We start from the raw sequence: 21,259 nt of genomic DNA, 5'->3' as shown, positions 1-21,259 counted from the left end.
CGTGATCGAGCAGCAGACCTCCATGACCGTTGCAGTGGGAGACACTCACAAGCAGGTTCTGGTGGAGAACCTCACCCGAACGCAGATCGTCCAATACGCCGGTGCCTCCGGCGACTTCAACGCCCTGCACACCGATGCGACCTATGCTGCCGAGATCGCTGGCTTCCCAGGTGTGTTCGCACACGGCATGTTGACGATGGGCATGACGGGACGCATCCTGACCGATGTTTTCGGCCCGCAGAACTTGCGGGCTTTCGGTGGCCGCTTCGTGACGCAGGTGTGGCCGGGTGACTCGTTGACGGTCACGGCAACGGTTACCGAACTGTTGGAGGAGGACGGTGAGCAGCGCGCCATGGTGAAGGTCGCGACGGCGCGCCAGGATGGTGCTGTGGTGTTCGTCGGGTCGGGCATCGTGGGTTGTCAAGGTATGTCCGGGGACTGACTCACGCGGTCTATTCCGCTCCGTGGAACCGCCTGAAGGTTGTCAGACCCTGGACCTGATTTGTTCTATCGGAAGGTAGCGGCACTCGGACGATCCACGTTGATTTGTGCTCGCTGAGTGCGGAACGGTGTGACAGGTGCTGGCGTCGAGTCCCTGCCACACCGCAGGATTCGACCAGGAAGAGGTGCGGATATGGCCATGGAACTCGATCACGCTTGGACGGTGGCCCATGTCCACGGATCGTTGCGGCATCTGCGCCAACTCTCGACGGTCTCGGACATTGTTCAACAGACGCCGCAGCGACTGGCCGGTCTCGGGTACACCCGGTCCATGGTCTCGCGCTTGCATGAAGAGCATTGGATCGCACGTTCGGCCTACGCCGCGGATAACACCGAGATCGCCGTCGCGGTCCTCCAGCTCAGTCAGGCGGTGCCGGGAAAGATAGGTCGCGAGGATCCGGAATCCGCAGCGATCCGGGACCGCGCGGCTTTGCTTGTCACTGGCGCACGAACCCGTGCTGACGTGCATAGAAGGTTGGCCGACCTCACAAGGACGGAAACCTACGTCGTGGCACCTATCATCGTGGGAGACGAGGTGATCGGCATGATCCACGTCGACCGCGTCGGCGACACGCCTGCCGTTGCCGAGTTCGACAGGGCGATCCTGGCGCTCTTCGCTGAAGGCATGGGGGCGGTGCTCGAACACGCAAGCCTCCGGGAGCGCGTGCACCACTACCACCAGCAGGTCGTCGGAAAGACTCAGCTGCTGGGCCCCACCGACATGGGCGGAGCGGTGTTCGGACCTCGGTGCGCCTTGCCAATCATCGAACGAGACCCCATGTTCGGGCCAGAGGCGCCTGCGGGGCTGACCCGTCGTGAGCTGGACGTGCTGCGCTTGATCGGTCCAGGTTTGACCAATCCGCAGATCGCCAAACGGCTTTTTATCTCCGTGGGCACCGTCAAGACCCATGTCAAGAGCATTCTGCGCAAGCTTGAGGTGAGTTCGCGGGACCAAGCGGTCTCGCGGTTTCGGCACCTAGCAACCCAGGAGGCGGCTGGATGCTGCGGGGTGTGCGCGGACGCCGAGGCGTGCGCCCCTTTGGCCTGAGCCCACCGCCACGGCTCTGCCGGTAGAGGGGATAAATCTCCCCCGTAGAGAGAGATGTGATTCACGTCTCGTTCGGTCAGTGTGGAGTGAGGCCGCCTCCACGCGACCTGCGGCACCGTCGACGCGATGCCGTCTCGCCAGAAACCTCGGAGAGACATGACGACTTTCGACATTCCCACAGTTCATGACGTCCCGGATGAGATCGCACGCACGGTGGTGCTGCCAGAAGGTCATCGCGACGACACGACGCTGTTCCAGACCTATGCGTGGTTGCGTGAGAACGCACCCCTGGCCCAGGTCCACGTCGAGGGGTACGACCCGTTATACCTGGTATCCAAGCATGCCGACATCATGGAGATCGAGCGGCAGCCCGAGATCTTCACGAACGGCGGGGGCGAAGATAAGGGCTCGCACAACTCGACACTCTTGCCGAAGGTCGGCGACGACTACTTCCGGGAGGTAAACGGAGGCAGCTTGCGCATACTGGACGTGCTGACGTCGATGGACCCACCTGAGCACACCGCGGTCCGTGGGGTGGCCGCCGACTGGTTCCGCCCCATCAACTTGAAGAAGTGGGAAGACCGGATCCGTGAGATGGCCCTGGACGGCATCGACCGGTTCCTCAAGCCTGGCGTCAACGAGATCGACTTCGTCAAAGGCTTCGCGATCCACTATCCGTTACATGTCATCATGTCGTTGTTCGGTGTCCCAGCCGAGGACGAGCCGCGGATGATGGCACTGACCCAGGACTTCTTCGGTGCCTCCGATCCCGATGACGTGCGCGAGGACGTCGAGGCAGGTGGTGAGGATTCTTCGGCGCGCCAGTTCGCCGCCACATTGCAGGACTACTTCACCTACTTCGACCATGTGGTCGAGAGTCGGCGAGTCGACCCCCAGGACGATCTCGCGACGGTCATCGCCAACGCACGCCAAGCTGATGGTGAGTACTTCCCCAAGTCGTTCGCCTACGGCTGGTTCGTGGCGATCGCCACGGCCGGGCACGACACGACGTCGAGCACTCTGTCGGGAATCGTCGAGATGCTGGCTCACCAGCCCGATCTGCTCGCCCAGGTGCAGGCCGATCATTCGCTGATTCCCGACCTGGTCAACGAGGGCCTCCGCTGGGTCTCGCCGGTAAAGAGCTTCACCCGGCAGGCGTTAAGCGAGTACACGCTCCGCGGCCAGAAGATCATGCCAGGGGACCGATTCATGCTTCTGTTCCAATCAGCAAACCGCGATCCCGAGGTGTTTGCGGATCCCGACGTGTTCGATATGACACGCAAGCCTAATCGCCACATCGCCTTCGGTTACGGGCCGCATATGTGCATCGGGCAGCACCTGGCCAAGCAGGAGCTCCGCATCATGCTCGAAGAGCTGCTGCCAAGGATCCGCAGCCTGCAGCCAGCCGGAGATCGCAAGGTCATCCAGACCAACTTCGTGGGCGGACTCAAGCACCTGCCGGTACGGCTGGAACTAAGTTGACCGATCGTGTGGTGATCGTGGGCGGCGGGCACGCAGGAGTGACGTTGGCTGCTCTGCTTCGGCAGTCCGGATACGACGGCGAGGTCATGGTGATGTCGGCGGAGGACGACGCCCCCTACCACCGGCCGCCGTTGTCGAAAAACCTCCACGAGCCGGAGGCGGAGCAGCCACTGCGACCCGACCATTTCTGGAGCGACCATGACCTCGTCCTACGACTGGGGACCGTGGTGGACCGGATCGACCGAGTGCGACACGAAGTCGTCGAGGTGGGCGGTCGGCGGGTCGGCTACGACCACCTGGTGCTGGCCACAGGTGCCGTGCCGCGGTCGCTGGACGTGCCGGGCGCCGAGCTCGAGGGTGTCCTGACGCTTCGGACCCTCGGGCACGCCCGCGAACTCCGTGGTTTCCTAGCGCAACCCGGATGTCGACTGGTCGTGGTGGGCGGAGGCTACATCGGCCTGGAAGTGGCGGCCATGGCCGTCGGCGCTGGCGCCGAGGTCACGATCCTCGAGCGTGAGCAACGAGTCCTGGCCCGCGTGGCCAGCGCCGAGCTTTCAGCATTCCTGACCGAGCACCATCGTGCCGCCGGTACGACCATCGTGACTGGCGTCGAGGTGACCTGCTTCGAGGGCAGCGACGGTCGGGTGACGTCGGTCGTCCTCGGCGACGGAACCTCGGTCGACTGTGACGTTGTGCTGGTCGGCATTGGGGCCCTGCCGCTCGACGACCTCGCCGTCTCAGCAGGGCTTCAATGCTCCGAAGGCATCCTGGTCGATAACAGTGCCCGCACGGACGATCCGAGCATCATGGCGATCGGCGACGTCACCCGGCGTCCCGTCGGCATGTTACCCGGTCGATCTCGCCTTGAGAGCATTCCCAGCAGCACGGAGCAGGCCCGGCAGGCCTGCTCCGTGATCATGGGCAGCGCCCCACCCCCCTCCGAGGTGCCGTGGTTCTGGTCGGACCAGGGAGACCTCAAGATCAAGATCGCCGGTGTCGTACGGGCCGGTGACTCGGTGGTGCTGCGCAACGATCCGGCTGTGGGCCGGTTCGCCGCCTATCACCACGCTGACGGCATCGTCACCGCAGCGGAGACCGTCAACTCTTCAGGAGATTTCATGGCAGCCAAGAAACTTATCGGCAGCGCGATGGTCATAGACCCGACGCTGCTCGCCAATACGGCAACGAGCCCGGCGCAAGCGATCGTGACCCAGCCGCAGGTGCGCGCATGACGATAGTTCGCTACAGACTCAGCAGCGGATCCGTCCACGAGGTCGACGTGAGCGACGGGCAGAGCGTGATGGAAGGCTCGGTGCAGAGCAATCTGCCGGGCATCGTGGCCGACTGCGGCGGGAGCTGCTCATGCGCGACCTGTCATGTCTACCTTGACCCGGAATGCGCTGCGGCCTTCGACCCGCCGTCGGACGAGGAGCGCGAACTCCTCGAGTTCACCGAGGGCACCAGGACCACCTCAAGGCTGGCGTGCCAGCTAATACTTCGCGGCGAATGCCCGGAGATCGGGGTCATGGTTCCAGACAGCAACAACTGACCAACCACACCATCAGAGTAGCGCGAAAGGTTTTCACCTCGTGGACATCACAGCAGCAGTCATTTCCGAAATCGGTGCCGACTTCACGATCGAGACGGTACAACTGGCAGAACCCGCCGCCGACGAGGTCGTCGTGGCGATCGCAGGAGTGGGGCTGTGTCACACCGACTTGGCTGTCAGACACGGCCATCTGCCGTTCCCGTTCCCCGCGGTCCTGGGACACGAGGGCAGTGGCACCGTGACAGCAATCGGTCACGCGGTCACCAAGGTCGCACCTGGTGACAAGGTGGTCCTGTCCTTCAATAGCTGCGGCATATGCCCCCAGTGCAAAGACGACGCTCCGGGTTACTGCCCGAGCTTCGCCCCGCTGAACTTCGGCGGTGGCCGGGTCGACGGTACCTCCCCGATCACCAGAGATGGTGCGCCACTCGGGTCCGAATTCTTCGGTCAGTCGTCCTTCGCATCGCATGCGATCGCTCGCGAGCGGAACGTGGTCAAGGTGGCTGACGATGCTCCGCTTGAGCTGTTAGGTCCGCTGGGCTGCGGGGTACAGACTGGCGCAGGTTCGGTGCTGAACTCGTTGGACTGCCAGCCCGGCAGCTCCCTGCTGGTCGTGGGAGGAGGGGCGGTCGGACTCTCAGCCGTCATGGCTGCGGCCGCGCGCGGCGTGGAGACCGTCATCGTGCTCGAGACGTATGAGATCCGACGACAGCTCGCTCTCGAGCTTGGAGCCACCCATGTCCTTGACCCTGCGGACGGGCCATTGTCGGAGCAGGTGCGAGCCATCGTCCCGGCCGGCGTCAATTACGCAATCGACACGGTGGCCATCGCCGACGTCCTCGGCGAGGTGGTGCTCTCGATGACACAACGGGGGACGGTCGTACTGCTGGGCGTGCCCAGCAACCCGGAGGCAACCCTGCCTCTTCCGCTGCTCTACTGCCAAGGCCTGGGACTTCGGATCATCGGCGTTGTCGAAGGTGATAGCAACCCGGACACCTTCATCCCGGAGCTCCTGGAGATGCATCGTCGCGGACAACTCCCGCTGGAGAAGCTCATCACCACGTTCCCGTTCGAACAACTTAACGAGGCCATCGCGCAGCAGCATCGCGGTGACGTTCTCAAGGTTGTCCTCACTCCCTGATACCCCGAACCAAAGGACACCCATGACCATCGATTACGACAAGCTCTACATTGACGGAAAGTTTCGTCAGACGTCCAGCGGCAGCACGATCGTCGTTACCTCTCCCGCTACCGGCCAGACGGTCGGTTTGGTGCCGGAAGCTGACACCCATGATGTCGATTGTGCGGTTGCGGCTGCCCGACGGGCGTTCGACGATCCCACTGGCTGGTCTCAGTGGGACGCGGAGCGACGGGGCACAGCCCTCGAACGATTTGCCGCAGCGCTCGAGAAGCACGGGAACACCATGGCGGAGCGTGTATCGGTGCAGAATGGCATGCCCATCTCGCTCGCTAACGCTCTCGAAGCGGCAGTTCCGGCGCTCATGGTGCGCTTCTACGCGCAAATGATGAAGGACCTGCCCCAAGAGGAACTGCGACCGGGGATGTTCGGCGGCAGCAGCAGGGTGATCCGTGAGCCGGTAGGAGTGGTGGCTGCGGTCGTCCCGTGGAACGTGCCGCAGGGCATCTCGTTCCTAAAGCTGGCTCCAGCCCTTGCCGCGGGTTGCAGCGTTGTACTCAAGCCGGCGCCCGAGACGGTGCTCGACGCCCAACTGCTGGGTGAGATCGCAATTGAGGCGGGACTTCCCGACGGGGTGCTGAACATCGTGCCCGGCAGGCGGGACATCGGGGCTTACCTCGTCGGACACCCAGGTATCGACAAGGTCTCCTTCACCGGTTCGACGGATGCGGGCCGTGCGATCGCGGAGACGTGCGGTCTACTCCTGCGTCCGGTCACGCTTGAGCTCGGTGGAAAGTCGGCAGCGATCGTCCTCGACGATGCGGACTTGTCAGCTCACCTCGAGGCCTTCTTCAACGTCTCATTCATCCATGCCGGGCAGATCTGCTATATGAATTCCCGCATACTGGTGCCGCGCAGCCGGTACTCGGACGTCCTCGACACGATCGTCGGATTCGCCGAATCAGTCGTTGTCGGCGATCCGCTCGATCCGATGACACAGATGGGCCCCTTGGTCTCGCAGGCGCAGCGCGACCGTGTCGAGGGCTACATCACCAAGGGAGTCTCCGACGGAGCCCGGCTCGTCACGGGCGGCGGGCGTCCCAAGGGTCTCGACAGCGGTTTATTCGTCCAGCCGACAGTGTTCGCCGACGTTGACAATGGGTCCACAATCGCCCAGGAGGAAATCTTCGGTCCGGTGCTGGCCGTGATCCCCTACGAGAACGACGACGAGGCCGTGGCGATCGCCAACGCGAGCGATTTCGGTCTCGGGGGCACGGTCTGGACCGCCGACCGCGAACGTGGTGAGGCCATCGCCCGCAGAGTGCACACGGGCACCATCGGTATCAATGCGTACACGCAGGATCCGACCGCGCCGTTCGGCGGTGTCAAAAACAGCGGCCTCGGGCGTGAGATGGGGCCCGAAGCGCTGCAGTCGTACCAAGTCGTGAAGTCTATCTACCGCGATCCGATGTCGAACTGACTTCACTGGTGGGCCCCGAGTCGCGAGATGTTCGTGCCTCCGGGGGCGCCAGTTGGGGCCGGTGGCCTCGTCGATCGCTGCCGAATCCCGTCCCTAATCACTTTAAGGGGTGCGACGACGCGCCCAATGGCGAGATCAACGACTCATACACGACGTAACCTGAATACTGAACTTGCCGAGACATGAACTAACCAGCCTGCGACCTTGCCGGGACCCACCGCAGGAGCAGCACCAGCGCGACGCCGGCTGCGCCGGCGCAGACCGCGAACGCGGTGGCGTACGATCCGCTTGTCGCGACGATGCCGAGCATGGCTGGGCCGAGCGCGGCACCCAGGTCCAGGAACAGGGTGAACGCGCTCATCCGGCGGGTCTCCTCGCCCTCGGACACACCCGCTGTCGCGCTCAGCACCAATGACGGCACGAGTAAGGACATCCCAGCGGCCATCACAACCGTCCCGACCAGCAAACCCGGGAGGCTGTGCCATGCGGCGATCACGATGAAGCCGATTGTCAGCATGACCAGCGACGCCCGCGCGACGCGTCGTGCGCCGAGCCGGTCGGGCACCTTGGCGGCGGACAAGCGCACAATGGCGATGGTGCCGGAGGCGAGCAGGAAGATCCCCGCGGTGCTGGCAACGTCGATTTCCGACGAATACAGCGGCAGGAACGCGAGGTAGCCGGCGAAGCCCAGCGTTCCGAGCCCGGCGAGCAGCCCGATACGGATCGCGACGCCGTAGTCGACGTTGACACGCTTACCGTCGGCCGCTCGCTCGTTCGAACTGCGGCGCCGGACGCGGGGAAGCGTCGAGGCGAAGCCGGCGCTGAGTAGGCACGTGGCCGTCGCGGCGATCCACACGGCATCGGCACCGAAATGCCGAAAGCCCTCACCGATCGCCGGGCCAGTCCCCAAACCAACCTGAAGCGCGATGAACAGATAGCTCGACGCCTCGCCCCGACGACCCTTCGGCGAGAGGTCGATCGCCAAGGTCGTAGCGGCGACCATGACGCCGGCCTGGCCTGCCCCGACGACAAGGCGGGCCACCACCAAGCTCGTCATGTCGGAGGCGAGCAAGTGCCCGAGCAGACCCGCAGCGCACAGGACCGAGCCCAGGCGCAGAAGAATTCGCCGACCCCGGTTGTCGCCGATCCAACCAAGCGCGGGACGGCACAGCACTGCCGAGACGGCGGCCGCTGCGAACACCAGACCCACGGCACTCTCGTCGGCATCGAGGGTGTCGGTCACGAAGAACGGCAGCACCGGAATCGTGATGCCGATCGAGATGAAGATCAGCGCGGTCGCAGCCACCGTCGTGGCGTATGGAACCGTCCAAAGCCGTTGCTCGCAAGGCTCCCTGACAATCACTGCAAGGACGCGGTGCGGTCGAATGGAGCGTTGAACGGCGAATCCGAGATCAGTCCGTCCTCGCGAAGTGCAGCAATCTCCTCAGTCGTGCGACCCAGCCGAGTCAGGATCTCGTCGTTGTGCTGCCCGAACAGAGGGGCCGGATCACGCGGCACCATATCAGGTCCCTCGACGAACCGGACCGGTCCCGCCAGGTATTCCTGCGACCCGATGACGGGGTGCTTGATTTCCACGACCCGTTCACGGGCGAGCAGCTGGCGGTGCCGCACCAGCTTGTCTCCGACCTCAAGGTGCGCCGAGGGGACGCCGGCTGCCCTGAGGTCGGAGACAATCTGTTCCGAGTCGAGCTCGGCGAAGGCTTGCCGCAGCAGACCGTCGAGCTCGGCGCCCAGCGCGTCGCGACCAGCCACGTCGGCGAATCGCTCGTCTGCCCATGTCTTGGCCCACGGCAGCGCGGCGAGGGCGGACCATTGCTCGTCGTCCACGACCGATATTGCGAATTCGTTACCGTCGGCACCGCGATAGACACCCTGCGGTACGGTCCCCGGCCGGTCGTTTCCCGTGCGGCTGACATTTCTACCGGTCGCCGATCGCTGGATAACCGGCCCGGCCGTCAGCTGGATCGCGGCGTCGCACAGCGGAACTTCGAGGAGCGTCCCGCGGCCGGTCACCCGTCGCTGCCGGATAGCGGCAATCGTGGCGAAGGAGCACACGAGCGCCGCGAACGGGTCGACGACTGTGCCGGTCAGCAGTGGCTCGCCGTCGGCATAGCCGGTCAGCTCGGCCATTCCGGATGCTGCGTTGACGGTATAGGTGAAGCCCGGCCGGTCGCGCCACGGTCCATCCAGCCCCCAAGCAGGCATTCGGACCATGACGACGTCGGGGTTGATCGCCCGGATGCCCTCGTAGTCGAGCCCGCGTGACTCCAACACCCGCGGTCCGTAATTCTCCAAGACGACGTCGGCCTCGGCAATCAGCTCGCGGACCACGGCCAGTCCTCGGGGATCGGCAAGGTCCGCGGTGACGTCCATCTTGCCCAGGTTGGCACCCACAAACGGCGCACCGCGCTCCCAGGAACGATCGACTGTCCCGGGCACTCCGTTGAATCGGATGAGGTCCGGTCGGTTGACGGTCTCGACCTTGATGACTTCGGCGCCGAGACTCGCGAGGTTCATGGTCACCATCGGGCCGGCCTGGAAGGTGCCGAACTCGACGACTCGGAGGCCCGCCAGTGGCAGGCGAGGATCGATACCGTCGGCGGTATTGCGTGTGCGGGCAACCGTGTCAGACCAGTCGTGACCGTCGTCGTGGCCGACGTCTGTGAGAGGAGCCGGCGTCCAGGCCACCTCGTCATCCACACGGAACGGGGGGCGGGGTGCGATGAACCCACCTGAAGCGCTCTGGACGAACGAGTCCCGGGCCGCGAACGGCGCGATCGACGCGATCGTCCCCGGTGTGGCGACCGGGACGATCGGCACCCGGTTGGCGGAGCCGAGCTCGACAAGTTCGTCGACGGTGTGTCGGCGGGTGAACTCACGGACGAGCGCAGTGACCTCGGCAGCGTGATCGACCCGGTCGTTGAGGGTGTCGAATCGCGGATCGTCGAGCGCAGGGACCTGGGCGATCAGCTTGAAGTCCTTCCACTGCGGTGGCGTCACACTGACGACACATACCCATCCATCACTGGCCTGCTCGACACCGGGTATCGGTGCCTGCGGCAAAGGGTATTCCGAGTGGTGCTCGATGCGGTTGTAGAGCCAAGGGAACTGCTGTAGGGCGATGGCCGACTCGAACAGGGACACGTCCGCTTTGACGGGGGCCTTATCGGCGTCGTCGGCCAGCAACCCGACGACTGCCGCCATCGCGGCGGCGGAACCACCGGTCATCTCCGCGAGTGGCACACCCGCTGCGATCGACGGCCGGTCGAACGTCGGGTGCACCAACGAGATACCGGCCTCGGCCTGCAGTGTGAAGTCCGTCGCCGGGGTCGTCGCGTCGGGACCGTCGAGGCCGTATGGGGAGACCGAGACGACGATGAGGCGTGTCCGACGCGACCGTAGCTCGTTGACCAGCGACTGGACGGCGGACTTCTCGTCGCAGATCACGACGTCGACCCGGTCGGCGAGAGCGCGGCCCGCAGCGGAGCTGCTCACGTCGGTCACCGATCCCTTGCCGGCATGGAGGTACTCGGCGTACTCCGGGGAATCCGTGCGGAGCGGATCGCCTTCGGGTGTCTCGAGGCGTACGACCGTTGCGCCGGCGTCACGGAGCAGCTTGCCTGCGTAGCCGGTAGAGACCCGGCTTCCTGCCTCCAGGACCACGATGTCGTCAAGCATGTGTATCTCCTTGTCGGTAGTTACGGCGTCGCGCGTCGCGCGCCGCCGTCCATGTAGAGCGCGGATGCCTGTACGTAGCTGCAGGCATCCGAGGCGAGGAAGCACGCGACGCGCGCGACCTCGGCGGGATTGGCGGGACGACCCGCCGGCAGTGCGGTGCCCACCTCGTCGATGAGCTCCTGGGGGGTGCGGCCTTGCTGCCGCGCCGCGTCCGTGAAGAGCGTCACTGCCCGGTCGGTCAGCGTCAGGCCGGGTGCGACGAGGTTTACCTGGATCCCAGACGGCGTGAGCTCGTCGCTCAGCGCGCGGGTCAGGTTATGGACCGCGATGTTCGCCAGACTCGTCGGCAGGTTGTTGGCCGTGGGGCTTGTGCCGGCGCTGCCTGCGATGTTGACGATTCGGCCCCACCCGCGCTCTGCCATTGAGGGGGCGACGCGCTGCGCCATCCGCAGGTAGCCGTGGAACTTCAGCAGTAGCGCACGGTCGACATCGTTGGCCGAGATTTCGAGAACGTTGCCCATCCCTGCCGATCCCGCGCAGTTGATCAGGATGTCGATCTGGTCGAAAGCATCGAGGCAGGTCTGGACAGCACGGTCACAGCCCTCGACGGTCGTGAGGTCACAGCTCGCCGTTACCAAATGCCCCGCGGACGAGGTGACGAGGTCATCAAGCAACCAAACGTCGCGACTGACGGCGCAGACGTCTGCGCCTTCGGAGAGCAGCGTCTCGACGCAGGCGCGACCGATGCCCTTGCTGCCACCGGTCACGATGGCAGCGCGTCCGGTAATTCCCAGGTCCATGGCGGCGTCTCAGTTGTCAGTTGGGCGCGGCGCCCCGTTGATCGCGAACGACGCGAGCCCTGCCGTGAGGTCGTCGGAGTGCATGATCATGTCGATTGCGGTGTTGTTGGCTGCCCACAGCCCGTCCTCGGACTGACTGAAGGCTTGGGTCGCGACGAACATGCTTGCGGTGATCCCGGTCGCCGGGTGGGCGGCGATGAGCTCGGCGCGCCCGATCGCCGCAGACATGACGTCGGAGTCCGTCAGGGTGCTCACGAGCCCGAGGGCGTACGCGCGCTCCGCATCGATCGGTTGTCCGGTCAGGATCATGTCCATCGCGGTGGCCCGGCCGATCGCCCACGGAAGCCGGAACAACCCGCCGGCGCCGGCGATGAGTCCCCACCGGACCTCTGCCAACTCGAAGGAGGAGCGTCGGGTAGCGACGACGAGGTCGCACGAGAGTACGAGCTCAAGCCCGCCGGACGTCGCGAGCCCGTCGACGGCGGCGATCAGCGGCTTAGTGCGGGCCAGCTGGGTGAGACCCCCGAAGCCGCCGGTCTCGGTCTCGGCCCGGGCACACCCGTTGCGCTCGTCCTCGATCGTGCGTAGGTCGTGACCGGCGCAGAAGACCGGTCGTGGCTCGGTGACGGTTGCAGCGAGGATCGCGACGCGCAGCTCAGGATCGTCCTCAACTTCGGCGAGTTCGGCGCCGAGTGCCTGCGCCATCTGGTGGTCGAAGGCATTGCGGATGTCGGGCCGGTCGAGGGTGATGATCGCGATCGGCCCGCGGCGTTCGAGCGTGACGAGGGTCATGGACGTTGACAGTAGGTGCATTCCGACCCCAATCGGCACAGTGATTTCCGGCCTCCGGAACATTGGACGTGACGTGGTGTCCACCCGCGTCTCGGACACGCCCTGAGTCGCTTCCGGGGAGCGGAACACGCCGTTGCTCTCGTGACTGGGATCACGAAATATGCAGCGAGGCTCGCCGACGCACACGTTCGTTCCGGCGACCCATCGCGCCCGACGAGTTGAGGAGACCTGATGAACCTGTTACCCGATGAAGAGCACGAGGCAGTCACGGAGTTGGCACGCAGCATCGCGACGGGGATCCTGTCGCCCGCTGCACGTGAGGCTGAGCAGGAGCAGGCCGTGCCCAAGGACGTCTGGATCAAGCTCTTCGAGAGCGGATTGACCGTCCCGATTCCGGAGGAGTTCGGCGGTGGTGGTGTTCCAGACACAATCACCCAGTTGCTCGCGGTGGAGAACCTTGCGTTTGGTGACGCCGGGATCACAATGGCTGCGGTGTGGAGCGGAGCTGCCGGTGGCTTGATCGCACGGCACGGGACGCCGTCGCAGACCGACGGCCTGCGTATCCTCGCCTCGAGCCCCGACGCTAGGGGTGCGGTTGCGCTGCACGAGGGACATGGCCGCGGTCCGGCCGAGCTCGAGACCACAATCGCGATCGACGGAGACACGGTGAAGATCGTGGGCCGAAAGGTCGGGGTTGCCTTCGCGGCCACGGCCGACCCGCTCGTGGTCGTCGGTCGTGACGCGGAGGACGGCCGACTGCGGGCGGTCGTGCTATCCAGCGCCGATGCCGGCGTTACGGTAGACGAGCTAACTCGAGGAATCGCGCTCGGCGCTGCTGCTGCCGGTTCGATCACGTTCGACGTTACGACGACGACCGACGCGCTCCTCGGCGGCGTCGACGCCGACGCCGAGGCGCTGACGACGTCCGTGCAGCAGCTACGGCTCCTCAACGCCTCGGCCCAAGTCGGCACAGGCCAGCGTGCGATCGAGTACGCCGCGGAATATGCGACGACTCGCATCGCATTTGGCACGCCGATCGCTGGCTTCCAGGGTGTTTCGTTCCCGCTCGCTGAGGGCATCATGCGTCTCGATGCCGCGAGGCTCGAGATCAACGACGTTGCGGAGCGCCTCGACCTAGGCGTCGGTGTGAGTGAGGTAGATGTCGCCCGTGCGGTGTCGTACGCCTCCGAGGTCGCACTTGAGGCAACTCGCGACAGCGTGCAGACGCTCGGCGGACACGGCTTCATCACGGACCACCCGGTGGAGATCTGGTACCGGTCCGCCGCCGCCCTCGCGGCACTCGACTTCGACCCAACACGCTCGTCCTTCGAGCCCGCGCTCTGAATAGGGGAAAGAAAATGTCCTACAGCTTCCAGCTCAGCAAGCCGCTCGTCGACTACGGCCGTGCCATCCGGGAGTGGTCCGCGTCTGAGGCCCGCCCTTACGCGCGCCAGGCCGACCTCGACCACCGCCCACCGTCCAACTGGGCCGATATCCTCGACACGTGCCCGGTTCCGCTGGGTCGAATCGACACTGCCGAGCCCGATCCGATCCCGACGTTCGACGAGGGCTACTGGACAAGCAGTCTTGTGTTCTACGAGAATATTAATTACGGCGACATCTGGGTGCATCCGACCCTCGGCGGTGGCATTGGACATCTTGTCGTCGAGTCGATGGGCACGCCGGAGCAGATCGAAAAATGGTACACGCCTGTCGTCGAGCGGGGTCTGCCTACCGGGTTCGCGCTGACCGAGCCGCACTTTGGCTCCGACACGTCTCAGGTCTCGACGACAGCGACCCGCGACGGCGACAACTGGGTACTCAAAGGTTCCAAGATCTACTGCAGCGGTGGTGCCACGTCCGACTACGTCGTGGTGTTCGCGACGGTTGACAAGTCGCTCGGAGCCAAGGGCATCAACGCCTTCGTCGTGCCGGCTGGTACACCTGGCTTCATCATTGCTAAGGAAAACGAGCAGAAGCTCGGCATCCGCAGCTGGGTCACGTCGGAACTGTTGTTCGACAACTGCGTCATCCCCGTCGAAAACCAGCTTGGCTGGACCGCCGACGGAAACGCGGCCCCGCGACGGAGTGGGCAGGGTGGCGCGCTGGGTGCACTAGCCAACAACCGACCCAACATGGCGGCGATGTGCATCGGTCTGGGCCAGGCGGCGATTGACCTCACGACAAGCATCCTCGCAGGCCAGAAAGCAGCCTTCTCGCCACAGCGTTGGCGCGCAGTCGAGCAGGATCTTGAGGCGATGAACTTCGCCCTCGAACGTGGACGGCGGATGTCGTTCAGGGCGCAGTACCTCGTCGATCAGGGCAAGGAAGACAGGGCGATCTCGGCCGCCGGCAAAGGCTACGCGCCCGAGACGGTCGAACGCGTCATTCGTCGGTGCATGCAGTTGCTCGGACCTGAGGGCACGAGCGAGGAGCTCCTGCTCGAAAAGTGGTACCGCGACGTCAAGATCATGGATATCTTCGAAGGATCGGGTCAAGTCCAGCGCATCGTCGTCGGACGAACGCTGATGGGTCGCCTCGTCGGCTGATTTTCGGAGGGCGCCGGTCCTCGCACTGTGGAGGCGGCACCCCACCCGTGGGTGCTGCCTTCACGTGACTGACGATCCTGACCACCGTACGAAAACAGACCTCAACAGATCTCGTCGATCCACTTCGTGACGATGGCATTGAACTCGATCGGTCTCTCCTGGTGCAGCCAGTGCCCGGCTCCGTCCCAAGTCATGGTCATGCCCGGACCCGTCCCGGCAGCGGCATCTTCCCACGCACTGTCGTCGGCGGAACGAAAGAATGTCAGCGTCGGACATGAGCGGAGTCGGAGCATAGCTTGATCAACATTGACGACGTTGTTGGTGGTCATGCCCGCGATCGACTCCGAGATGACATGCCGTGGCACCGTGAGCAGCCTACGCAGATGCCAGGTCGTCAGGAAGGCGGGCGTGGATGCATCGGCAAAGCTCGTGAACAGTTGCTCCATGAGGTCATGGCACGACTCGGAGCGAAGGGCCGAGATGAGCTCGGATGGGTCAGGTGCCGCCATCGACGGCGCGTAGGCGGGATCGACGCAGATGAGCGCGAGCACGTGCTCCGGGTGCTCGACGGCGAGGTGCACGCCGATGTAACCGCCGAGCGAGTGACCGATCACGATCGCGGGACCGCATCCCAGGACCTCAATCAGGCGACTTAAGTCCTGTGCATAGTCGGTGCCGCGGTAACAGTCTTTGGTCACCGAGGAATGACCGTGCCCGCGGAGGTCGACGACGTAGACCTTGTGTCGCTCTGCGAGATCAGGGATTTGCCACATCCAGTCCCCTGAGTCGCATGCCCAGCCATGCACCAGCAAGATCGGGGGGCCACCTTTTCCGTGCTCGGTGTAGAACAATGAGACATCGTCCGAGATCTGGGCGTGCGGCATGCGTCGCTCTCTTCCTGGCTGGTTCCACTCACTGGCTAGTGACACGGTTCGGTCACACTAAGGCAAGGCCCGTAGTCGTGCCCACACACGTTTCCGCGGTCCGGAACGGGTCGGTAAATGCCGCTGATCGGCACAAGCTGGCTCACGACCGTCATGGTGCACTCGTAATTTGTCACCGCGTTCGCACATAGCAGACACGCTTCGGGCTCGTCGGCCAGACACTGGGCAACGCGCTTACGATTTCCGGAATGCTGTACCTCGATCGCGATCCTGGATCGTCAGACAATCGATGCCCCGCCGTCGATGGCGATGAGCTGCCCAGTCAGGAAGCCAGCGAGCGGGCTGAGCAGAAGTTCGACCACGTCGGCGACATCCGAGGGCTCGCCTTGACGCTGCAAGGGAATCAGAGCGAGGTCGTCGTCGCTGGCGACGAAGCCGGTGACGTTCGACTGGGCGATCAGGCGCGAGGTCCGGATGACACCCGGGGCTATGCAGTTCACCCGGATGCGGTGCTTACCGACCTCGACCGCGAGGTACTTCGAATAGTGCAGCACTGCGGCCTTGCTCATTGCATAGCCCGCGATGTAGCCGCCGGCCGCCACCTTGAAGCCCGAGCCACTCGAAACCGTAATGATCGATCCCCCGCCTGCGGCACACAGATACGGTACGGCGGAACGGCAACAGTTCACTACTGTCGTCATATTGACGGCGACGAGCTTGCTATAAGCGTCGTGCGAAGTCTGGCTCGCCGCGCTGCCAGAGTACGGAGTGATGGCCCCGCCAGCCGGAATGAACAGGTGATCGACGTGCCCGAACCGATTGACGACCTCGGCGAACGCGCGTTCAGTCGCCTCTGGATCGGTTAGATCGACCTGCACGCAGAGTCCGTCGCCGGCCCGGTCTTTGAGCTCATCCTCGACAGATGCGGCCGTTAGATTCTCGTCAAACTCGGCAGCCGCGCTCAGATCGACATCGAGCACGGCCACCCTTGCACCCCGCTCGGCGAGCCGCAGCGCGGTTGCCCGGCCGATGCCGCGTGCTCCTCCGGCGACAACGACCACGGATTCGTTCAGGGCAGGGGGCATGGTCAGACTCCTCGATGATGTCGACGGTGCACAGTCGCGACTGCACGTCCAGTGACCCGATAGGTGGGTCACCCCACCACAGTGCCGGTCGTTCGACGCCGAAGACACCAGAAATTCCGTGTGATGAAACGTCTGAAGTACTCGTCAAGAGCCGTCGACGTGCACCGTGATCTTTCCGGGCGGTATGCCCTGTTCAAGACGATGAAGCACATCTGGCACCTCGGCGAACGCGTACGAGCTCCCGAGGGCGGGGCGGATGCGTCCCTGCTCGGCCATCTCTAGTAGCGTCCGATTCATTTCTGCGTCCTCTTCGACGGAGAAGCCGCCGGCGAAGACACCGACCAGCGCGAGATTGCGCAGCACGACGTCGTCCATGGCGGCGTCGATCCAACTGCCGCTAGCGAAGCCGATCACAGCCACGGAGCCCCGGCTTCGGACTCCCTTGATGGCCTGAACAGCGACGGCCCCGCCGACCGGGTCGAACAGAATGTCCACACCAATACCGCCCGTCAGCGCGAGGAGCTCGTCACCGACGTCCGACGTGCGGTGATTGATGCAGTCGTCAGCACCGGCCTCGGCACAGTAGGTCAACTTCTCCACGCTGCTGCCCACCGCGATCACCCGAGCACCCACGGCTTTGGCGAGGGCGATGGCGGCGAGCCCCGAGCTGCCACTGGCACCCAGCACGGCGACGGTCTGCCCGGCGTGCACCGTCAGTCGACTGATGAGCGCGGCGTGGGCGGTGCGGAACCCGATCATGAATCCCGCAGCCTCGGCGTCGGACAGCGTCGACGGCGCGAGCAGTGCCTTGGACGCACGAACGTAGGCATGGTCGCCGAATCCACCGTGCCCCTCGGGGAAGGGGGTCAGGCCCATGACCCGGTCACCGACCCGGAAGTGGGCGTCCGCGCCGGCCTCGACGACAACGCCAACAACCTCCTGGCCCGGTTGGATCGGCGGCGTCCGCGTGAGCGGATAGCGGCCCTGCACCATCAGCAGGTCCGGCAGGCCCACACCGCACGCGGCGACACGAACGAGCAACCGGTCAGGTGTCGGCGGTTCCCACGTGACGTTCTCCAACTTCAGGACGTCCTGTGGATCGCCGAACTCGTGTGCGCGCCAACTACGCCCCTCGGTCGCCATCTCAGCGCCATCCACCGTCGACACGGAGCAGTGCCCCTGTAGAGTACGACGACGCCGACCCACTAAAGAACAGCACTGCACCGACGACTTCGGCGGGCTCAGCGCACCGGCCGAGTGCTACGACCGCTTCGAGCTCCTCTCGGGCGCCCTCCGCCCAGTTGTCCGCGATGTCGGTCAGGAAAGGTCCGGGTTGGATCGTATTGACGCGTACGGTCGGCGCGTATGCCTGGGCGAAGCCTTCGGTAAGGACGTGCAGCCCTGCTTTCGCAGCGGCGTACGGCAAAGCCATGTGGGATGGACGGATAGCCTCGACGGAGCCGATATTGACGATCGACCCGCCGCCGGATTCCACCATCTTATGGCCGACCAGTGCGGCCAGTCTGAACGGTCCACGGAGGTTGACTGCGATGGTCTTGTCGAACAGGGGCTCGGTGACGTCGACCAGGCTCGGGTAGTGCGGGGAGAGGCCCGCATTGTTGACCAGGACATGGACCTGGCCGAACTCGGCATAAGCCGCATCGACGAGCTCGCCGCACTGATCCCAGTCGCTGACGTTGCAGGCAACGGGGAGTGCGCGGACCCCAAACCTCAAGCGGACTTCCTCGGCGAGCATCTCGCACGCTTCGATCTTGCGGCTCGCGATCACGACATGGGCGCCGCGCTCGGCGAAGGCCAGCACGATCTCCTTCCCCATGCCGCGGCTGCCGCCCGTCACGACGACGACTTGGTCCTTGAACTCTTCCATGGTTACTCCTGATGTAGGTCAATTGTGGGTTGTATCCGCGGCGGGTGGTCACTTGCAGACGAAGACGCGAATCGCTACGGAGCAGTCCTCGTGGGTGCCATATCTCTTGCTGATAGTTCTCGAATCGCTGCTCTCCGAGGGTGTCGCGAGAGCAATTCATGTGGGTTGCTTGGTCGGCTGCACGAGGTTGGGGTGTTGAACAGTATCTTTGTGCGCCTTGATGAGGGCCGGGTGTTCCTATTCGGGGAGCTGATGGGTTTGTAGTGAACGGTGAGGGCGGGCTGGTCAGCCGACGGACCCGTCCAACATGACAACAGAGCGGCCGACCGTGACCCCGTCGTCCAGGTCCTGTAAGGCTCGGGGAGCATCGATGAGCGGGACCCGCTCACCGATCAGCGGCCGGATCGCCCTACCGGCAGCGAGGTTCGAGAGCTCGGCCATGGCGCGCGCGACCACATCGGGCCGTTTCACGGTGTAAAGGCCCGAGTTGATCCCGATGATCGAGTAGTTCTTGACGAGCGGGTGGTTGAGCGGCTGGGACAGGATCTCCCCGCCGGCGAACCCGATGACGAGGAGTCGGCCCTCGAAAGCCACGCACTTTGTCGACTCGAACCAGGACGACCCACCCACCGGGTCGTAGACGATGTCGGCGCCCCGACCTTTAGTGGCGTCCTTGACTGCCTCGATGACCGAGACCTGCTCCCTGTCGATCACCAGCGAGGCACCGAGGTCCCGCACCACCTCGGCCTTCCGCTCGCCACGCGTGACACCAATGACGGTCGCGCCGGCCGCGAGGCCGAGCTGGACGGCGGCACTGCCCACTCCGCCGGCGGCAGCATGGACCAGCAGCACCTCGCCGGCCTGGATGCGCGCACTGTGGGTGAGGGCGAGCCAGCCCGTGAGATACGCGCCGAAGAGGGCAGCCGACTCGGCGGCGTCCAGGCAGGCCGGTGCGGGGAAGAGGAGATCGAGATTGACCAGTGCAATGTCGGCTAGCCCTCCGTGAAGTCCGGCGCCGATGGCGATGACCTTCGAGCCGACCGAGAGGTCGCGTGCAGCGAGGTCGACGCCGGGACCGACCGAGACGATCTCCCCGTAGAAGTCAGCGCCGGGAGAGAAGGGAAGGGTCGGCCTGTGCTGGTACCCTGCGCGGCACATTAAGACGTCGGGGAATCCCAGGGCGCAGGCCGCGACCCGTACTGCGACCTGGCCCGCACCGGGCTGGAGGTCCGGGACTTGTACAAGACGCATGACCTCGGCCGGGGCGCCGAAGGCCTCGACGTGCCAGGCTCTCATCGCAACGCGACCGAGGTGTTCATTTGGTGGACCACTTCGTGTATCCCCAGTGCAGAGTAGAGGTCGAATCCCGCCTGTCGGCAACTGTCGGCCCGAACGTGAGAGTAGCCGCGGGGCAGCTGTAAGTCCGAGACGGTCTCTTCGGCGACCTGTTCCGGCAGGAAGGCGCGACAGTTATGTCGTGAAGACAGGAGGATCGACAGGCTCATGCGGGTGACTTAAGTCGATATCGATCGTTCACTACAGCCCCTGTTCCGCTGGATGGGCCATATCCAGCGGCGTGCTTGAGACGGGCAAGGAACTGGGCGGTCAGTTCGACTTCCGTCGGGGTCGTTCGTCGAGCAGTCGCTGCGTCTCCTCGGAGATCTCCGCGCGGAGCAACGCCGCGGACAAGTCGACGAGTTGGCTTGAGAACAAGGCATGGTCCCCGTCCGGGGAGCTGCGGGCGCGGCGTCCAATCTCAATGTGTACAAAGCGGATTGCCGCAAACCGGCGGTGCAGTGGACTCCCAGTGGTCCCGGGTGGCATGAGGTGTTCGACGAGGTGGTTCCAACGGTCCTGGCTGCCACTGTGGTCATAGATGATGGCGCCTGCCGGCTCCTCCGGGTCGATCACCCGGTTGTCCCGGTTGACCAGTTGGGCGGCGATTTGCAGGAACTCTCGGCCGCCGTCCGGATCGTTGAGCTTGGCTACGAGTGGCTGGACGAGTGCGGAGCAGGCGTCACGAAGTGAGGTCTCCTTGTGTGATGCGAGTAGGTCGAGAATCGCATCCCTGCGCACTGAGATGGATTGAATGTGTTTCTCGACCAAGGCGCGAAGCAGTCCGTCGCGGTCACCGAAGTGATACTGCAACGAGGTGGTATTGCGCTGGCCTGCCGCACGCATGATCTCGCGCAGGGAGACTCCCTCGATGCCTTGGTCGGCGAACAGTCGCTCGGCGGCGGTGATGATCGCTGAGTGCGCGTCGCGGGTCGGTTCGCGATGTGTCGTACTCGCAGTCATGATCGCAGCGTACCCGCAAGTTCCATCCCTGCGTCAGTTTATGGATCAATCGATTTCATATATGAT

At 64.6% G+C, this 21,259-nt stretch carries 19 protein-coding genes; 9 read left to right on the top strand and 10 right to left on the bottom strand.

Annotated features, from left to right (window positions below):
* Position 1 precedes the first annotated feature (1 nt).
* From G4D79_RS29475 to G4D79_RS29445, 7 genes are all read left to right on the top strand, one after another.
* Positions 2-442 carry a MaoC/PaaZ C-terminal domain-containing protein gene (locus tag G4D79_RS29475; protein WP_243580663.1) on the top strand — a complete coding sequence of 147 codons (441 nt, stop codon included), beginning with the start codon at positions 2-4 and terminating at the stop codon, positions 440-442.
* A gap of 192 nt (positions 443-634) precedes the next feature.
* Entirely contained in the window at positions 635-1,549 is a 915-nt protein-coding gene (locus G4D79_RS29470) for a LuxR C-terminal-related transcriptional regulator (RefSeq protein WP_054780819.1), read from the top strand.
* Between the two features lie 156 nt (positions 1,550-1,705).
* Positions 1,706-3,031 (top strand): cytochrome P450, encoded by a 1,326-nt coding sequence (locus G4D79_RS29465; protein ID WP_214514705.1) that lies wholly within the window; start codon positions 1,706-1,708, stop codon positions 3,029-3,031.
* Positions 3,028-4,263 carry an NAD(P)/FAD-dependent oxidoreductase gene (locus G4D79_RS29460; protein ID WP_214514704.1) on the top strand — a complete coding sequence of 412 codons (1,236 nt, stop codon included), beginning with the start codon at positions 3,028-3,030 and terminating at the stop codon, positions 4,261-4,263. The genes G4D79_RS29465 and G4D79_RS29460 overlap by 4 nt, the downstream gene beginning before the upstream one ends.
* Positions 4,260-4,580, top strand: coding sequence for a 2Fe-2S iron-sulfur cluster-binding protein (locus G4D79_RS29455; RefSeq protein WP_054780820.1), 321 nt, complete (start codon positions 4,260-4,262; stop codon positions 4,578-4,580). Before G4D79_RS29460 ends, G4D79_RS29455 begins: the two co-directional genes overlap by 4 nt.
* A gap of 40 nt (positions 4,581-4,620) precedes the next feature.
* A complete protein-coding gene (locus G4D79_RS29450; protein WP_214514703.1) occupies positions 4,621-5,721 on the top strand; it encodes an NAD(P)-dependent alcohol dehydrogenase in 1,101 nt (366 codons plus the stop codon).
* A 22-nt stretch (positions 5,722-5,743) separates the two neighbouring features.
* Positions 5,744-7,198 carry an aldehyde dehydrogenase gene (locus tag G4D79_RS29445; protein WP_214514702.1) on the top strand — a complete coding sequence of 485 codons (1,455 nt, stop codon included), beginning with the start codon at positions 5,744-5,746 and terminating at the stop codon, positions 7,196-7,198.
* A gap of 187 nt (positions 7,199-7,385) precedes the next feature.
* Here the strand turns inward: G4D79_RS29445 and G4D79_RS29440 are convergent, their stop codons facing one another.
* Genes G4D79_RS29440 through G4D79_RS29425 form a run of 4 tightly spaced genes read right to left on the bottom strand, consistent with a single transcriptional unit; the run spans position 7,386 to position 12,489 of the window.
* On the bottom strand, positions 7,386-8,504 hold the full coding sequence (locus G4D79_RS29440) for an MFS transporter (RefSeq protein WP_214514701.1): 1,119 nt from the start codon (positions 8,502-8,504) through the stop codon (positions 7,386-7,388).
* Between the two features lie 53 nt (positions 8,505-8,557).
* The gene (locus G4D79_RS29435) at positions 8,558-10,897 is read right to left on the bottom strand and encodes a CoA transferase (RefSeq protein WP_054780825.1); all 2,340 of its coding nucleotides are present in this window, start codon (positions 10,895-10,897) and stop codon (positions 8,558-8,560) included.
* Between the two features lie 20 nt (positions 10,898-10,917).
* Positions 10,918-11,697: an SDR family oxidoreductase gene (locus G4D79_RS29430; RefSeq protein WP_054780826.1), complete on the bottom strand. Its 780-nt coding sequence runs from the start codon at positions 11,695-11,697 to the stop codon at positions 10,918-10,920.
* A gap of 9 nt (positions 11,698-11,706) precedes the next feature.
* Positions 11,707-12,489 carry an enoyl-CoA hydratase-related protein gene (locus tag G4D79_RS29425; protein ID WP_214514700.1) on the bottom strand — a complete coding sequence of 261 codons (783 nt, stop codon included), beginning with the start codon at positions 12,487-12,489 and terminating at the stop codon, positions 11,707-11,709.
* 231 nt (positions 12,490-12,720) lie between these two features.
* Here G4D79_RS29425 and G4D79_RS29420 point away from each other — a divergent pair, with 231 nt between their 5' ends.
* Together G4D79_RS29420 and G4D79_RS29415 are read left to right on the top strand one after the other, a co-directional pair.
* Positions 12,721-13,833, top strand: coding sequence for an acyl-CoA dehydrogenase family protein (locus G4D79_RS29420; protein ID WP_214514699.1), 1,113 nt, complete (start codon positions 12,721-12,723; stop codon positions 13,831-13,833).
* A gap of 14 nt (positions 13,834-13,847) precedes the next feature.
* On the top strand, positions 13,848-15,038 hold the full coding sequence (locus tag G4D79_RS29415; RefSeq protein ID WP_151097185.1) for an acyl-CoA dehydrogenase family protein: 1,191 nt from the start codon (positions 13,848-13,850) through the stop codon (positions 15,036-15,038).
* A 101-nt stretch (positions 15,039-15,139) separates the two neighbouring features.
* Here the strand turns inward: G4D79_RS29415 and G4D79_RS29410 are convergent, their stop codons facing one another.
* From G4D79_RS29410 to G4D79_RS29385, 6 genes are all read right to left on the bottom strand, one after another.
* Positions 15,140-15,922: an alpha/beta fold hydrolase gene (locus tag G4D79_RS29410; protein ID WP_054780831.1), complete on the bottom strand. Its 783-nt coding sequence runs from the start codon at positions 15,920-15,922 to the stop codon at positions 15,140-15,142.
* A 278-nt stretch (positions 15,923-16,200) separates the two neighbouring features.
* Positions 16,201-17,007, bottom strand: coding sequence for an SDR family NAD(P)-dependent oxidoreductase (locus tag G4D79_RS29405; protein WP_054780832.1), 807 nt, complete (start codon positions 17,005-17,007; stop codon positions 16,201-16,203).
* Positions 17,008-17,151: 144 nt separating this feature from the next.
* Positions 17,152-18,174 carry an NADPH:quinone oxidoreductase family protein gene (locus tag G4D79_RS29400; RefSeq protein WP_214514698.1) on the bottom strand — a complete coding sequence of 341 codons (1,023 nt, stop codon included), beginning with the start codon at positions 18,172-18,174 and terminating at the stop codon, positions 17,152-17,154.
* Entirely contained in the window at positions 18,152-18,895 is a 744-nt protein-coding gene (locus G4D79_RS29395) for an SDR family NAD(P)-dependent oxidoreductase (RefSeq protein ID WP_054780835.1), read from the bottom strand. Before G4D79_RS29395 ends, G4D79_RS29400 begins: the two co-directional genes overlap by 23 nt.
* A 285-nt stretch (positions 18,896-19,180) precedes the next feature.
* Positions 19,181-20,191, bottom strand: a complete 1,011-nt coding sequence (locus tag G4D79_RS29390) for an NADPH:quinone oxidoreductase family protein (protein ID WP_214514697.1) — start codon at positions 20,189-20,191, stop codon at positions 19,181-19,183.
* A 309-nt stretch (positions 20,192-20,500) separates the two neighbouring features.
* Positions 20,501-21,193 (bottom strand): TetR/AcrR family transcriptional regulator, encoded by a 693-nt coding sequence (locus G4D79_RS29385; RefSeq protein WP_151097173.1) that lies wholly within the window; start codon positions 21,191-21,193, stop codon positions 20,501-20,503.
* Positions 21,194-21,259: the final 66 nt, after the last annotated feature.

Source organism: Rhodococcus sp. WY5, assembly GCF_018588185.1.
In the GTDB taxonomy this organism is placed as follows: domain Bacteria; phylum Actinomycetota; class Actinomycetes; order Mycobacteriales; family Mycobacteriaceae; genus Rhodococcus_F; species Rhodococcus_F qingshengii.
This window is presented reverse-complemented; position numbering and strand designations above follow the sequence as displayed.